The sequence below is a fragment of the Micromonospora sp. NPDC000442 genome (assembly GCF_042898635.1).
Lineage (GTDB): Bacteria > Actinomycetota > Actinomycetes > Mycobacteriales > Micromonosporaceae > Micromonospora.
Map to the genome: position 1 here is coordinate 108,487 of NZ_JBIAYZ010000003.1, position 14,360 is coordinate 122,846.

Sequence of the window (14,360 nt, forward strand, 5' to 3'; positions counted from 1 at the left end):
TGGCCGAGGGCCGGAAATTCCGACGTTTGTCCGCCGGTCGCCTCGGGAAGCAAGCACCGTGACGGACATCTCGGACACCATGGCCAGCCTGCCCAGCCCGGCCGATCCGGACGCGACCGCGGCGCAGTTGGACCAGACGCTCTTCGAGGTCAAACGCGTGATCGTCGGGCAGGATCGGCTCGTCGAACGCCTCCTGGTCGCGCTGCTCGCCGACGGGCACTGCCTGCTGGAGGGCGTACCGGGGGTGGCCAAGACCCTCGCCGCGCAGACCCTCGCGACGGTGGTGGGTGGCAACTTCTCCCGCATCCAGTTCACCCCCGACCTCGTACCCTCCGACATCGTCGGCACCCGGATCTACCGCGCCTCGAAGGAGAGCTTCGACGTCGAGCTGGGCCCGGTGATGGCGAACCTGGTGCTGGCGGACGAAATCAACCGCGCGCCGGCGAAGGTGCAGTCAGCGTTGCTGGAGGCGATGGCTGAGCGTCAGGTGTCGATCGGCGGACGCAGCCACCCGGTACCGGAGCCGTTCCTGGTGCTGGCCACCCAGAACCCCATCGAATCGGAAGGGGTCTACCAGCTGCCGGAGGCGCAGCGGGACCGTTTCCTGATGAGGATCGTCGTCGACTACCCGGACGGCGCCGACGAGTTGGCCATTCTCTACCGGATGAGCGCCGACCGTCCCCGAGCCCACCGGGTGCTCGACCCGGACCGGCTGCGCGAGTTCCAGCGTCAGGCCAGGCAGGTGTTCGTCCATCACGCCATCGCCGAGTACGTGGTCCGGCTCATCCTCGCCACCCGTGATCCAGGCCGGTTCGGGCTGCCGGAGATGGCCGGGCTGCTCGCCTACGGTGCCAGCCCACGTGCCACCCTCGGCCTGGTCTCGGCCGCCCGCGCCCAGGCCCTGCTCCGGGGACGTGGCTACGTCCTGCCCGACGACGTCCGGGAACTCGCCGTGGACGTACTGGCCCATCGGCTGGTGCTCTCCTTCGACGCGGTCGCCGACGGGGTCAGCGCCGAGTGGGTCGTCCATCGGCTGGTCGAGGCGATCCCGCCGCCCCGGGTGGCCACCACCAGGCCGGAGTACGCGACCGACCTGGCGATCGCCTGATGGGCCGCCGGAACCCCACGCCGCCGGTGGCGGCCGACCCGGTGCTCGCCGACCTCACCCCCGACCAGCGGTTGCGGCGGCTGGAACTCACGGTGACCCGGCGTCTCGACGGCCTGCTGCACGGCGAGCGGCACGGCCTGCTGCCCGGTCCCGGCAGCGAACCAGCGGGCAGCCGCGAGTACCGGCCGGGTGAGGACGAGGTGCGTCGGATGGACTGGTCGGTGACGGCCCGCACCGCCGTGCCGCACGTGCGGGAGGTGGACGCCGACCGGGAGCTGACCACGTGGCTGCTTGTCGACGCCAGCCCCAGCATGGAGTACGGCACCGCCGAGTTGGACAAGCGGGAACTGGCGGTCGCTGCGGTCGCCACCATCGGTTTCCTCACCGCCGGACCGGGCAACCGGCTCGGCGCGCAGGTGCTCACGCCGTACGGGCTGCACCGGGTGCCGGCGCGCGGCGGGCGTACCCACCTGTTCGGGCTGCTGCGCGCGTTGCTGGCCGCGCCCCGGGCCGGCGACCACCCGGACACCGCGCCCCGGGCGGCGCCCGCCGCCGGGCTGGCCGACGCGCTGGCCGAGGTGCGCCGGGTGGCTCACCGGCGTGGTCTGGTGGTGGTGGTCTCCGATTTCCTCGACGGCCTGCCCGACGATCCGCGGCTGCCGGCCCTCTGGGAGCGTCCGCTACGCCGGCTCTCGGTGCGCCACCGGGTGCTCGCGGTCGAGGTCACCGACCCCCGCGAGCTGGAGCTGCCGGACGTCGGACTGATCACCCTGGTCGACCCGGAGACCGGCGAACGCCGCGAGGTGTGGACCGGCGACCGACACCTGCGCGAGCGCTACGCGGCGGCGGCGGCCGCCCAACGTGAACAGGTCCGGCACGCCCTGCGTCGGGCCGGTGCGACCCACCTGGCGCTGCGTACCGACCGGGACTGGACCGTCGACATCGTCCGGCACGTGCACGCGCAGCGTCGGCTGGCGACCGCGGCGGCCCCGGCGCATCGGGGAGGTGTGGCGTGATCTGGCAGTCACCCGTCCGGCTCTGGCTGCTGCTCGGCGTGCTCGCACTGGCGGCGGCGTATCTGGTGGCGCAGCGGCGTCGCAGCCGGTACGCGGTCCGCTTCACCAACCTGCGGTTGCTCGACCGGGTGGCACCCCGGCGCCCGACCTGGCGCCGGCACCTGCCGGCCGGCCTCTTCCTCGCGATGCTGGCCCTGCTCGTGGTCGGTTTCGCCCGTCCCACCGCCGAGGTCCGGGTGCCCCGGGAACGCGCCACCGTGATGGTCGCGGTGGACGTCTCCACCTCGATGCTCGCCGGTGACGTCGAGCCGGACCGGCTCAGCGCGGCCAAGAGCGCCGCCCGGCGGTTCGCCGACGGCCTGCCCCGGGAGTTCAACGTGGGACTTGTCGCGTTCGCCGGCAGCGCGGCGGTGCTGGTGCCACCGGGCACCGACCGGGAAGCGCTGCACGACGGGATCGAGCGGCTGGCCGAGGGGGCGACGGGTGTGCAGGGCACCGCGATCGGCGAGGCGATCAGCACCTCGCTGGGTGCCGTGAAGGCGCTCGACGACAAGGCCGCGACCGAGCCGCCACCGGCCCGGATCATCCTGCTCTCCGACGGAGCGAACACCTCGGGCATGGATCCGATGGAGGCCGCCGCCGAGGCGCTGGCCCTCGACGTACCGGTGCACAGCATCTCGTTCGGCACCCCGGGCGGCTTCGTCGACCGGGGTGGGCGGCCGATCCAGGTGCCGGTCGACGGGGAGACGCTGCGGGCCGTGGCCGAGGAGACCGGGGGCGGCTTCCACGAGGCCGGTACGAGCGCCGAACTACGGGCCGTCTACGACGACATCGGCAGCTCGGTGGGTTGGCGCAAGGTGCGGCAGGACGTCTCGGCCCGGTTCATCGGGCTCGGGTTGGTCTTCGCGATGGGCGCGGCGGTCGGCTCGATGCGCTGGTTCTCCCGCCTGCCCTGAATCCGACCCCCCGATCCGCGACAGCGGCCGCAGCCGGCCGCACACGTGAGGAGCGTACGTATGGCAGTGCAGACCGGACTGGGCGAGCCGCGCGGGCCCTGGTTCGTCTCGCCCGATCTCGACCCGGACGGACGGGGTGGGTCGGACGCGGCGTCGCAGGCACGGGAGCGGTTGCTGGGCGGCTGGCGTCGGCGACTGCTGGCCGCGCTGGCGATGGTGTCGATCTCCGCCGGGTCGGGAGCGCTGGCCGGTGGGTGGGTGGCCGGTCGGGACGGTGTCACGGGCCCGGCCGCCGCGTCCGCGGCCGCGGTGCCGGCCGAGTTGGTGACCGCCGCCGAGAAGACCGTGCCCGGCGTGGTGTCGGTGCTGGTGGGCGGCACGCGCGGCTCGGCGAGCGGTTCGGGCTTCGCGGTCGACTCCGAGCAGCACATCATCACCAACGACCACATCATCGCCAAGGGCCGGGGCGGCCCGGTGACCGTCGAACTGCCGGACGGACGGCGGTTCGCGGCGGAGGTGGTGGGCCGGGAGCCGGGCAGTGATCTCGCGGTGCTCAAGGTGCCGTCGTCGGCCGGTCTGGCGGCGCTGCCGTTGGCCAAGCCGGGTTCGACCCGGGTGGGCGAACCGGTGCTGGCGGTCGGGTCGCCGCTGGGGCTGCCCGGCACGGTCACCGCCGGCATCGTCAGCGCGTTGGACCGCCAGGTGCGTCTCGGTGACAACCGGCACCGGGCGGTGCAGACCGATGCCTCGATCAACCCCGGCAACTCGGGCGGACCACTTGTCAACGCCCGGGGCGAGGTGGTCGGGGTGAACACCGCGATCGCGACCATCGACGGCAACGGTTCCATCGGTATCGGATTCGCCATCCCGATCGAGCAGGTGCAGCAGACCGCCGACACGATCATTGGAAAGGGGGGCTGATCACTGAAAGTGACTGTCCGATTACGGGGAGATCGGGGCAACTGTCGGATTCCGGCGCTCGATGATCGGAGAATGGAAATATTACGCTCGGTATGAATACTGGCGTGGGTGGAGCGTCCTCTCATCGCGGCCCTCCTGCTGGTGGGCCTCATCATCGGAAGTGGCGTCGGGTCGTCGTACGCGCGCGCCCGGCGGGGCTGGAACGACTACCAGGCGGCGAAGAAGACCGTGCCCGGTGCGCGTCGCGCCGCCTGGATGCTGATCAAAGTGGTCACCACGAAGGTGGGCGTCATCGCTCTGCTCCTGATCGGAGCGGTCGCGTACGCCGCCGCCGGTGGCAGTGACGATCCGGCACCGGCGGTGCCGACGCCGAGCAGCAGCGCGGAGGAGCGACCCGCCCGCTGACACCCGGAGGTCGAGCTGGATGTGCGCTCGCGGCGTTGGTGCGAACGCGTTCCGGACGCCGCGCTAGCCTCAGGGCGTGGACGACGGACTGCGGGTGACCGACCGGTGGGTGGTTCCCGCCGGTGAACTGCGGGAGCGGTTCTCCCGGTCATCCGGACCGGGCGGGCAGGGCGTCAACACCGCCGACTCGCGGGTCGAGCTGAGCTTCGACCTGGCCGGCTCACCGAGCATCCCCGAGTCGCTGCGCACCCGGGCACTGGACCGGCTCGCCGGACGCCTGGTCGACGGCGTGCTGACGATCGCCGCCAGCGAGCACCGGGCCCAGTTGGCCAACCGTGAAGCGGCCCGGGAACGGCTGGTGTCGTTGCTGCGCGAGGCGGTCGCCCCGCCACCGCCGCCGCGCCGTCCGACCCGCCCGTCGCGGGCGGCCAAGGAGCGGCGGCTGGCCGAGAAGAAGCGTCGAGGGCAGCGCAAGCGCGACCGTCGAGTGGACGGCGAGTAGTTCGGTCTCACCGGGCGTGGCCTGGATCACGCCTCGGTTCGTGCCGCCGGTCCGGCCCGGTCCAGCAGCGTCGAGCAGACCTCGATCAGTCGGGCCCGCAGTTGGCCGGCGCGCTGCGCGAACTCGCGTTGCCGCGCCACGTACTCGGACTTGCCCTCCGGCGTCTCGATCGCCACCGGCGGTTGACCGTACGAGGAGAAGTCGTACGGCGACGCCCGCATGTCGAGCAGCCGGATGTCACCGGCCAGCTCGAAGCAGTCGAGGGCCAACTCACCCGGGACGGCGGGGCCCAGCTTGGTGGCCCACTTGTGGCAGTCCATGGAGGCGTGCAGACAGCCCGGCTGGTCGAGGTCGACCTGACTCGCCCGGGTCGGTCGGAGGTGGTTGAGCTCGACCGCGTCGGGGGTGAAGAACCGGTACGCGTCGAAGTGTGTGCACCGGATCTGGTGCGACTCGACCACCGCGTCGGTGCCCCGCTGACCGAGTCGGAGGGGAAGCGGATGCCGGTGCTCACGCTGGCGGTACACCATTGCCCACTCGTGCAGGCCGAAACAGCCGGTGAAGGCCGGTCGGGACGCGATCGCGGTCAGCAGCCGGTGGATGAAGCGCACCGAGTCGTGCCGGTCGGTGAGGAAAGCTTCGACGTCGAGACGTACCGCGCCGTCGGCGTCCGTCGCGTACCAGCGCCACCGGTGCTGCGGTGCCGGACCGTCCGGGCCGGCTTCCAGCCGGACACCGACGCCCGGGTGCCAACGTCGTAGCACCGACGGCCGGGTGCCGTAGTAGTCGTACAGGAAATCGTCGATGGCGTGGCGTTCCCCGGTGGCCCGGCGGGCCCGGTGTCCCGCGGTGAGTGCGTCGGCGCGTCGTTCGTGACCCACCAGCAGGGGCCGCCAGGTGGCGGCGGGAAGACTGGCCACCCGCCGCCCGCCCGGCGCGCGGACCCGCCCGTCGACCCCACCGGCGACGGCGGGCGTGGCGGGGGCGGGGACGGCGGTCACGGCACCAAGGGTACGACCGCCGTCGGGCCGCCGGTCAGGGCACGTCGACCCGTACACCTGCGGAGAAGACGCCGCTGCGCAGCTCCAGCCGCTGCGGCGCCTCCCGCCCGTTGATCGTGAAGACCAGCGGCAGCACCACCCGGCTGCCGGCGGCCACCGGGTCGGCGAACACGTCGCGTCCCTGGTTCGCCTGGCGGGTGGCCGGCTCGTCGGTGGTGACCCAGTTGCCGTTCGCCAGGTACGCCCGTTGCAGCTTGCCGTGCCAGCTCTGGTGCTCCGGGGTGAGGTTGCGGACCCCGACGGTCGCCTGACACTGCCGCGCGCCCCGGCCAGGTTCGCAGGTCATCCGGTAGACGGTGAACTCGAACGCGTCCTCGCGCAGCGGCATCCCCAGCACCCCGCTGGCCCCGGTGCCCTTCCAGGCGCCGTTGGTCGGTTGGCTGTCCGTGTCGATCGCGGTGACCCGGCGGGTCGCGGACCACGCGGCGGCACCCACCGTGCCGGCCAGCACCATCGCGGCCACCGGCACCACGATCCAGACCGGTGGCTTGCGGCGCCGGGCCGGCGGTCGGGGAGCGGCCGGGCGTGGATAGATCGTGCCCGGCCCGTCCGAGGCCAGTGCCGCGGCCACCGGCCGTCGGCGGCGTCGCCAGGTGAGCAGTCCCACCACGCCCAGCACCAGCAGCGCGGTCCCGGCGACCAGTAGCGCGGGCGTCTGGCGACGCCAGCCCGTGGACTCCGGCGACTGGGACGCCGCCATCCCCGGCGCTGTCCAGGTGGCGCTCGCGCAGTCGTACGGCTGCCGGCCGTCGCTGGCGAAGGCGCACGTCGGCGCGGTCACCGGCTGTCGGGAGGCGGTCGTGGTGAGCGAGGTGCCCAGCGTGGTGGTGCTGCCCGGCGGCAGCTTCAGTCGCCAGGTCACCTCGGTGGCCGGCGACCCGCCGGGGCGTACCACCCGACCTCCGTCACTGACCGTCGTCGCCGAGACGCCCTGGGGCAGCTCCTGGCGGACGGTGGTCTCCACCGGGGTGCGGCCGGCGTTACGGACCTCGATCCGGTACCCGGGCGCGGCGCTCTGCTCCGGCGCGACCCGTACGCTCACCTTCGGCCTGGCGGCGGGCGAGGCCACCCGGGTCGGCGTCGGTACCGCCGGTGGTGCCGCCGGCATGCTGGGATCGGGTGCGGCCGCCGCCGGCTGGAGTCGTCCGGCCGTCGGAGCGCCGGTGGCGGTGGCCGTCAGAGTGTCCGGGACGGTTGCCGCCGGCAGCACCGGCAGGGCGGTCAGCAGGCCGACGCAGTGCACGATCGCCGCGAGGGCCCTGTGGTGTCGTGTCGATGCAGGCATACGAACGAACCTCCGCAGCCGACGCTAGGTGCGGGCGCGCGTCGTGCGGGTACGAAGCGGCGAATCCGACCCCGTCGGTGGGCGGCGGGGGTAAGCTGCGGCGATCGTTCGCCGGCCGCACTACATTGGCCTGGTGCGTATCGCTCGTTTCGCTCATGCCAAGGGAATGTCGTTCGGCGTCGTCGAGGGGGAGCCGGAGGCGGGCCCGCAGGGGCTCACCATCGCCGAGATCTCCGGCCACCCGTTCGGCCAGATCACGTTCAGCGGGGTCCGCTGGGCGTTGTCCGACGTCCGGCTGCTCTCGCCGATCCTGCCCAGCAAGGTGGTCTGCGTCGGCCGCAATTACGCCGAGCACGCCGCCGAACACGGCGCGGAGGTGCCGAAGGAGCCGCTGTTGTTCCTGAAGCCCTCGACCTCGGTCATCGGCCCCCGGGACGCGATCCGGCTACCGGAGTTCAGCAAGCAGGTCGAGCACGAGGCCGAGCTGGCGGTGGTGATCGGCGCGCCGGGCGCCCGCCGGGCGGACCGGGCCGCGGCGGAACGGGCCATCTTCGGCTACACCTGCGCCAACGACGTCACGGCCCGGGACCTCCAGCGCTCCGACAGCCAGTGGACGCGAGCCAAGGGGTTCGACTCGTTCTGCCCGATCGGGCCGTGGATCACCACCGGGCTGGACGTCACCGACCTGGAGATCCGCTGCGAGGTCGGTCGCGACCCGGAGGAGATGGAGGTGCGGCAGTTGGGCCGCACCGGGGACATGGTCTTCGACGCGCCGGCTCTGGTGTCGTACGTCTCACACGTGATGACGCTACTGCCCGGTGACGTTGTGTTGACCGGTACGCCGGCGGGGGTTAGCCCACTCACGGACGGGGATACGGTGAGCGTCCGGATCGAGGGGATCGGCGAGCTGACGAACCCGGTCGTGTCAGCGACCTGATCGCCGTTTTGGCAGCTCAGGGGCGCTTTGGGGAAGTCGATTTGGCCTGTCGGTGCCGGGAGGGTAGAGTTTGTTCCCGGCGCCGCAAGGGGCCAATGGGGTATGGGGTAATTGGCAGCCCGACTGATTCTGGTTCAGTTAGTCTAGGTTCGAGTCCTGGTACCCCAGCGCAGCCGAGATTCGCCACGAATCGAGGCCGCTGGATTCTGGTGGAGTTCGGCACCGATGCACCGCGAGGGGCTCCGGTAGCGAGGTCTGGTAGAGTTCGGCGGCACCACCGTGAAGGTGGTGCCGCGAAGTGTTCTGGCCCCGTCGTCTAGCGGCCCAGGACGCCGCCCTCTCAAGGCGGTAGCGCCGGTTCGAATCCGGTCGGGGCTACACATCGAAAGGCCCGTCCCACCCCGGGACGGGCCTTTCCGCACCCACCCCAACCCACCCCACCGCGTTGATCATGAGGTTAGCGGCAGTTAGAAGATCCACAACTGCCGCTAACCTCATGATCAACAAGGTGGGTGGGGCGGGGGGCGGGTGGGGTGGGTTAGAGGCCGGAGAGGCGTTGGCCGGCGCGGACCACGGCCATGGCGTGGCGTTCGCCGGGGCGGCGGCCGAGGCGCTCGATGGGGCCGGAGATGCTGATAGCGGCGATCACCCGGCCGGTGCGGTCGCGGATCGGGGCTGAGACGCTCGCCACACCGGCCTCGCGTTCGGCAACGCTCTGCGCCCAGCCTCGGCGGCGCACCTCGGCGAGGGTGCGGCCGGTGAACTTCGACCGGGGCAGCAGTGGCATCACCGCCTCAGGCGGCTCCCAGGCGAGCAGGATCTGCGCCGCCGATCCGGCGATCATCGGCAGCACCGAGCCGACCGGCACGGTGTCGCGCAGCCCGCTGGCCCGCTCGGCGGCGGCCACGCAGATCCGCTCGTCCGCCCGGCGCAGGTAGAGCTGGGCGCTCTCGCCGGTGGCGTCCCGCAGCGCGGCCAGCAGCGGCTCGGCAGCGGTCAGCAGCACATCCGGTGCCGCGTTCGCCAACTCGCCCAGGCGTGGACCGGGGCGCCAGCGACCCTGAGTGTCCCGGACCAGCATCCGGTGGATCTCCAGCGCCTGGGCCAGCCGGTGCGCGGTGGCTCGGGGCAGCTTGGTGCGTTCAACGAGTTCGGCCAGGCTGGCGCCGTCGACACAGGCGGCCAGGATGACCACCGCCTTGTCGAGAACGCCGACACCGCTCATACTGTGTCCCACAAGCCGAAATTTACCTCCCAGAATTTAGGATGTCCAGATGGTGGGAGTCACTCCTGAGCCGAGGACCCTGGCCGAGAAGGTCTGGGACGCACACGTCGTCCGGTCCGCCGATGGTGAGCCCGATCTGCTCTTCATCGACCTGCACCTGCTGCACGAGGTGACCAGCCCGCAGGCGTTCGACGGTCTGCGCATGGCCGGCCGCCGGGTGCGGCGCACCGACCTCACGCTGGCCACCGAGGATCACAACACCCCGACCGGGTACGCCGATCCCTCGTTCCAGCAGCGCCGTGGCGACCTGCTCACCATCGCCGACCCCACCTCCCGCACCCAGATCGAGACGCTGCGCCGCAACTGCGCCGAGTTCGGCGTGAAGCTCCATCCGCTGGGCGACGAGAACCAGGGGATCGTGCACGTCATCGGCCCGCAGCTCGGCCTCACCCAGCCCGGCATGACAATCGTCTGCGGCGACTCGCACACGGCCACGCACGGCGCGTTCGGTGCGCTGGCGTTCGGCATCGGCACCAGCGAGGTCGAGCACGTGCTGGCCACCCAGACGCTGCCACAGGCCCGACCCAAGACGATGGCGGTCACCGTCGACGGCCAACTCGGCCCCGGCGTCACCGCCAAGGACCTGGTGCTCGCCCTGATCGCCAAGGTCGGCACCGGCGGCGGGCGCGGGCACATCGTGGAGTACCGGGGCGAGGCGATCCGGGCGCTGTCCATGGAAGGGCGGATGACGATCGCCAACATGTCCATCGAGTGGGGCGCCAAGGCCGGCATGATCGCGCCGGACGAGACCACCTTCGCGTACCTGAAGGGGCGCCCCAACGCTCCCAGCGGCGCCGACTGGGACACGGCCTTGGAGTACTGGCGGACGCTGCCCACCGACGAGGGGGCGACCTTCGACTCCGAGGTGACGCTGGACGCCGCCGAGATCACGCCGTTCGTCACCTGGGGCACCAACCCGGGGCAGGGTGCGCCGCTGGGCGCGGTCGTGCCGGACCCGGAGGAGTTCGTCACCGAGCCGGAGCGGGCCGCCGCCCGCCGGGCCCTGGCCTACATGGATCTCAGCCCCGGCACCGCGCTGCGTGACCTCGCCGTCGACGTGGTCTTCGTCGGTTCGTGCACCAACGGGCGCCTGGAGGATCTCCGAGCCGCCGCCGACGTGCTGCGCGGCCAGCGGGTGGCTGACGGGGTACGGATGCTCGTGGTACCCGGCTCGGCCGCGGTACGGGAGGCCGCCGAGGCGGAGGGGCTGGACAAGGTCTTCACCGACGCCGGGGCCGAATGGCGCTTCGCCGGCTGCTCCATGTGTCTGGGCATGAACCCGGACACGCTCTCCCCGGGGCAGCGTGCCGCCTCGACCTCCAACCGGAACTTCGAGGGCCGCCAGGGCCGCGGTGGGCGTACCCACCTGGTCAGCCCGCCGGTGGCCGCCGCCACCGCCGTCGTCGGCCGGCTGGCCGCTCCCGCCGACCTGTAGAAGGGCTGCGACAGATGGACAAGTTCACCGTGCACACCGGCACCGCCCTGCCGCTCCGTCGGTCCGACGTGGACACCGACCAGATCATCCCCGCCGTGTACCTCAAGCGGGTGACCCGTACCGGATTCGCCGACGGGCTCTTCAGCGCGTGGCGCGAGGATCCGGGATTCGTGCTCAACGATCAAGCTTATTCGGGGGCGTCGATTCTGGTGGCCGGCCCCGAGTTCGGCACCGGATCATCGCGGGAGCACGCCGTGTGGGCGTTGCGTGACTACGGCTTCCGAGTGGTGATCTCGCCGCGCTTCGGTGACATCTTCCGCGGGAACGCCCTCAAGGAAGGGCTGCTTCCGGTAGAGCTCGAATTGAAAGCCGTCGAAGAAATCTGGAGCCTGGTCGAGGAGAATCCGACCACCCCGGTGGTCGTCGACCTGACCGCTCGCGAGGTGCGGGTCGACACCGCCACCTGGTCGTTCCCGCTCGACGACTTCAGCCGGTGGCGGCTGATGGAGGGCTTGGACGACATTGGACTCACCCTCCGCCACGAGGACCGGATCAGTGCCTTCGAGGCCGGTCGGCCGGCCTTCCTGCCCCGGGTCGCGTAGCCGAACACCCCGATCCGCAGCCGATTTCGCCCCCACCGGTGCCACCGGTGGGGGCGAATCCGTTACGACACAAGGGCTTTTTTCCGCCGAATGTTTGTGTCCCGCCAGCACAGGGCATACCGTGCGCGCAGAATGGCTCGCGTCGAGTCAGTTGCACAATCAGGAGGAAGTCGTGAACAAGGCCGAGCTCATCGAGGCGCTCGCCGTTCGCCTGGGGGACCGGAAAACGGCGACGACCGCGCTCGACGCGGTCCTCGCTGAGGTCCAGGCGGCGGTCACCAAGGGCGAGAAAGTGGCGATCACCGGTTTCGGAGCGTTCGAGAAGCGTGTACGGGGCGCGCGAACAGCCCGCAACCCGCGTACGGGGGAGGCGGTGAAGGTCAAGAAGACCTCGGTGCCGTCGTTCCGCCCCGGCGCCGGGTTCAAGGAGATGGTGGCCAGCGGCAAGGTGCCGAAGGCCACGGCTGCGGCGAAGAAGACCGCCGGAGCCACCGCCAAGACCACCGGTGCCAAGGCGACCGCGGCGAAGAAGACGACCGCGGCGAAGAGCACCGCCGCCAAGAAGACCACGGCGAGCAAGACCGCGGCGACCAAGAAGACCACCGCGACCAAGACGACCGCCAAGGCCGCTCCGGCCAAGAAGGCTGCCACCAAGAAGGCCGCCCCGGCGAAGAAGACCGCCGCGGCGACCAAGGCGACGGCGGCCCGGAAGACCGCGGCGGCCAAGAAGGCACCGGCGAAGAAGGCGCCGGCCAGGAAGGCTGCGACCCGGCGCTGAGCCGGTCGTACGACGAGGGCGCCCGCCGGTACGGTGGGCGCCCTCGCCATGTCCACCCTGACGGTCCACCGCCACGGCGCGCGGGGAACCGTTGACCGGCCCGGGACCCGGCCAGCAGAATCGCCGCACCACCCCTCGCCGGAAAGAGAACCGTGTTGAGTCAGCGTCGTCTCGGCACCGCCACCCTGGCCCTGGGACTCGTCGTCCTGACCGACGTGCTGCGGGTCTTCCTGCCGTCGGTCATCACCATCTTCGGTCAGGCCGCGTCGACCCCGGCCGAGCTGCTCGGCGCGTTCGCGGTCGGCTGGTTCGTGCTGGCGCTCGCCGCGCCGGCCCTCGTCGTGCGGGTCGGCCCCGCCACCGTCGGTGTCACGGCGGTGCTGGTGCTCGGCGCCGCCCGGCTCGCCCTGACCGCCGCGCCGGGTGGCCGGGCTCAACTCTGGCTGGCCAGCGCCGGCCTGCTCGCCGGTCTGGTCTGGCTGGCCGCCACCGCCGCCAGGGTCGGGAATCCGGTGCCCGGGCTGGTGCTGGGGCTGACCGCGAGCGCGCTGGGTCACGCCCTGCTCGGCACGTACGACCTGGTGTGGTGGGAGCGGTGGCCGGCGTGGGCGGCCAGCGTGGCGGTGGTGGCGGCGCTGCTGGCCGCCGAGACGGCGTTCGGTCGCCGCCGCGACGCCGCCCAGCCGGTCGACGATGCGCCGCCGGCCCGCCGGGCCTGGCTGCTCGTCGGGCCGGCGCTGCTGCTCGGCGGCATGGTGGCGCTGTCACCCGCGGTCGCGATCTCCGCCATGTCCTACTGGTACGGCGAGGCGGGCACCGCCGCGCCGCCGCCGTTCGCGCTGGCGCCGTTGGGTGTCGCGGCGCCACTGTTCCTGCTCGGTGCGTTGACCCCGTGGCACCCACGGTGGCGGGCGTTGCCGCCGGTGCTGCTGCTGGCCGGCGCTCTGCTGTTCGGCTACGGCCCGCCGACGCTGCTCACCGTCGCCATCCTGGTCAGCGCGGCGGGACTGGGCGGCTGCCTCGGCCTGGCCGGTGGCGGACCGTCACCGCAGCGGGCTGTACGGAGCACCGGTCCGGCGTACGCGGCGGTGGGCGGGATGCTCGGTTTCGCCGTCGCCGCGCTGCTGTACTACGCCGCCTACGACCTCGGCTACCCCAACGAGTGGGTGCCGGCCGTGGTGGCCGCCCTGACCGGGGTGGTCGCGATGCGCGGCGCGGCCGCGTCCGACGGGTTATCGGAGGCGGAACCCGAATCAGGGCTTCCCCGGTGGCGGCTCGCGGTGCTGGCCGCCGTGGTCGCCCTCGCCGCCGCCTGGCTGCACGGGCCGTGGCTGGTGGCCAGCAACCGGGACGGGCCGCCGGAGCGGGTGCGGCTGGTGGCGTACAACATCCGGATGGGCTTCGGCCTCGACGGCCGCTTCGACCTCACCGCCCTGGACCGGGCGGTCGGCCGGGCCGACGTGGTGGTGCTCAGCGAGGTCGACCGGGGCTGGCTGCTCAACGGTGGCCACGACACGCTGGGCCTGCTCGCCGCGCGGCTGGGGATGCCCTACGTCTTCGCGCCCGCCGCCGACCCGCTGTGGGGGGACGCGGTGCTCAGTCGTTGGCCGGTGCAACGGGCCCGTACCCGTCCGCTGCCGGCGGTGGGCGCGCCCACCGGGGCGCAGGCGCTCGGCGTCACCGTGGACCTCAGCGCCGGCGTACGGCTGGCCGTGGTGAGCACCCACCTGCAACCGCCACCCGGAGCGGACCCGGTGGTCCAGGCCCGCGCCGTCGCGGACTTCGCCACCGGGTACGCCGACGGTGCGCCGCTGGTGGTCGCCGGTGACCTCAACACCGAGCCGGGCGATCCGGCCTTCACCGCGTTCACCAGCGCCGGCCTGGTCGATGCGCTCGCCTCCGCCCGCCCGCTGCCGACCAGCCCGGCGGACGATCCGCACGAGCAGATCGACCACGTCTTCGTCTCACCCGACCTGGTGGCCGCGGATGCGGTCGCGGTGCCGGGCGTCGCCAGCGATCACCTGCCGGTGGCCGTCACCCTCACCCTGCCCAGCCGCTGAGCGACGGTC

At 72.4% G+C, this 14,360-nt stretch carries 14 protein-coding genes and 2 tRNA genes; 13 read left to right on the forward strand and 3 right to left on the reverse strand.

The window, feature by feature from the left end:
- Nucleotides 1–58 precede the first annotated feature (58 nt).
- The 6 genes from ACFY2A_RS05425 to arfB all read left to right on the forward strand — a co-directional run bounded on the left by ACFY2A_RS05425 (nucleotide 59) and on the right by arfB (nucleotide 4,908).
- Nucleotides 59–1,108, forward strand: a complete 1,050-nt coding sequence (locus ACFY2A_RS05425) for an AAA family ATPase (protein WP_387168825.1) — start codon at nucleotides 59–61, stop codon at nucleotides 1,106–1,108.
- 26 nt (nucleotides 1,109–1,134) lie between these two features.
- A complete protein-coding gene (locus ACFY2A_RS05430; RefSeq protein ID WP_387169483.1) occupies nucleotides 1,135–2,124 on the forward strand; it encodes a DUF58 domain-containing protein in 990 nt (329 codons plus the stop codon).
- A complete protein-coding gene (locus ACFY2A_RS05435) occupies nucleotides 2,121–3,080 on the forward strand; it encodes a VWA domain-containing protein (protein ID WP_387168828.1) in 960 nt (319 codons plus the stop codon). Before ACFY2A_RS05430 ends, ACFY2A_RS05435 begins: the two co-directional genes overlap by 4 nt.
- A gap of 60 nt (nucleotides 3,081–3,140) precedes the next feature.
- Nucleotides 3,141–4,001 (forward strand): trypsin-like peptidase domain-containing protein, encoded by an 861-nt coding sequence (locus tag ACFY2A_RS05440; protein ID WP_363916905.1) that lies wholly within the window; start codon nucleotides 3,141–3,143, stop codon nucleotides 3,999–4,001.
- Nucleotides 4,002–4,109: 108 nt separating this feature from the next.
- Nucleotides 4,110–4,406: a hypothetical protein gene (locus tag ACFY2A_RS05445; RefSeq protein ID WP_363916907.1), complete on the forward strand. Its 297-nt coding sequence runs from the start codon at nucleotides 4,110–4,112 to the stop codon at nucleotides 4,404–4,406.
- A gap of 76 nt (nucleotides 4,407–4,482) precedes the next feature.
- Nucleotides 4,483–4,908, forward strand: a complete 426-nt coding sequence (arfB, locus tag ACFY2A_RS05450) for an alternative ribosome rescue aminoacyl-tRNA hydrolase ArfB (protein WP_210938751.1) — start codon at nucleotides 4,483–4,485, stop codon at nucleotides 4,906–4,908.
- A gap of 26 nt (nucleotides 4,909–4,934) precedes the next feature.
- Here the strand turns inward: arfB and ACFY2A_RS05455 are convergent, their stop codons facing one another.
- Together ACFY2A_RS05455 and ACFY2A_RS05460 are read right to left on the reverse strand one after the other, a co-directional pair.
- Entirely contained in the window at nucleotides 4,935–5,828 is an 894-nt protein-coding gene (locus ACFY2A_RS05455; RefSeq protein ID WP_387169484.1) for a 3-methyladenine DNA glycosylase, read from the reverse strand.
- Between the two features lie 115 nt (nucleotides 5,829–5,943).
- Nucleotides 5,944–7,254: a hypothetical protein gene (locus tag ACFY2A_RS05460; protein ID WP_387168833.1), complete on the reverse strand. Its 1,311-nt coding sequence runs from the start codon at nucleotides 7,252–7,254 to the stop codon at nucleotides 5,944–5,946.
- A 133-nt stretch (nucleotides 7,255–7,387) separates the two neighbouring features.
- On the opposite strand from ACFY2A_RS05460, the gene ACFY2A_RS05465 reads away from it, so the two are divergent.
- From ACFY2A_RS05465 to ACFY2A_RS05475, 3 genes are all read left to right on the forward strand, one after another.
- Nucleotides 7,388–8,191, forward strand: a complete 804-nt coding sequence (locus tag ACFY2A_RS05465; RefSeq protein WP_210830059.1) for a fumarylacetoacetate hydrolase family protein — start codon at nucleotides 7,388–7,390, stop codon at nucleotides 8,189–8,191.
- 96 nt (nucleotides 8,192–8,287) lie between these two features.
- Nucleotides 8,288–8,359 (forward strand) — tRNA-Gln (locus ACFY2A_RS05470).
- A 137-nt stretch (nucleotides 8,360–8,496) separates the two neighbouring features.
- Nucleotides 8,497–8,569, forward strand: a tRNA-Glu gene (locus tag ACFY2A_RS05475).
- A 160-nt stretch (nucleotides 8,570–8,729) separates the two neighbouring features.
- On the opposite strand, the gene ACFY2A_RS05480 is transcribed toward ACFY2A_RS05475, so the two are convergent.
- Complete coding sequence (locus tag ACFY2A_RS05480; protein ID WP_092373513.1) at nucleotides 8,730–9,416, reverse strand: IclR family transcriptional regulator; 687 nt, start codon at nucleotides 9,414–9,416, stop codon at nucleotides 8,730–8,732.
- 49 nt (nucleotides 9,417–9,465) lie between these two features.
- Here ACFY2A_RS05480 and leuC point away from each other — a divergent pair, with 49 nt between their 5' ends.
- The 4 genes from leuC (at nucleotide 9,466) to ACFY2A_RS05500 (ending at nucleotide 14,351) form a co-directional block, all read left to right on the forward strand.
- Nucleotides 9,466–10,911 carry a 3-isopropylmalate dehydratase large subunit gene (gene leuC / locus ACFY2A_RS05485; RefSeq protein WP_387168837.1) on the forward strand — a complete coding sequence of 482 codons (1,446 nt, stop codon included), beginning with the start codon at nucleotides 9,466–9,468 and terminating at the stop codon, nucleotides 10,909–10,911.
- A gap of 14 nt (nucleotides 10,912–10,925) precedes the next feature.
- Nucleotides 10,926–11,513, forward strand: coding sequence for a 3-isopropylmalate dehydratase small subunit (gene leuD / locus ACFY2A_RS05490; RefSeq protein ID WP_387168840.1), 588 nt, complete (start codon nucleotides 10,926–10,928; stop codon nucleotides 11,511–11,513).
- 172 nt (nucleotides 11,514–11,685) lie between these two features.
- On the forward strand, nucleotides 11,686–12,291 hold the full coding sequence (locus ACFY2A_RS05495) for an HU family DNA-binding protein (RefSeq protein WP_387168843.1): 606 nt from the start codon (nucleotides 11,686–11,688) through the stop codon (nucleotides 12,289–12,291).
- Between the two features lie 152 nt (nucleotides 12,292–12,443).
- A complete protein-coding gene (locus ACFY2A_RS05500) occupies nucleotides 12,444–14,351 on the forward strand; it encodes an endonuclease/exonuclease/phosphatase family protein (RefSeq protein WP_387168846.1) in 1,908 nt (635 codons plus the stop codon).
- Nucleotides 14,352–14,360: the final 9 nt, after the last annotated feature.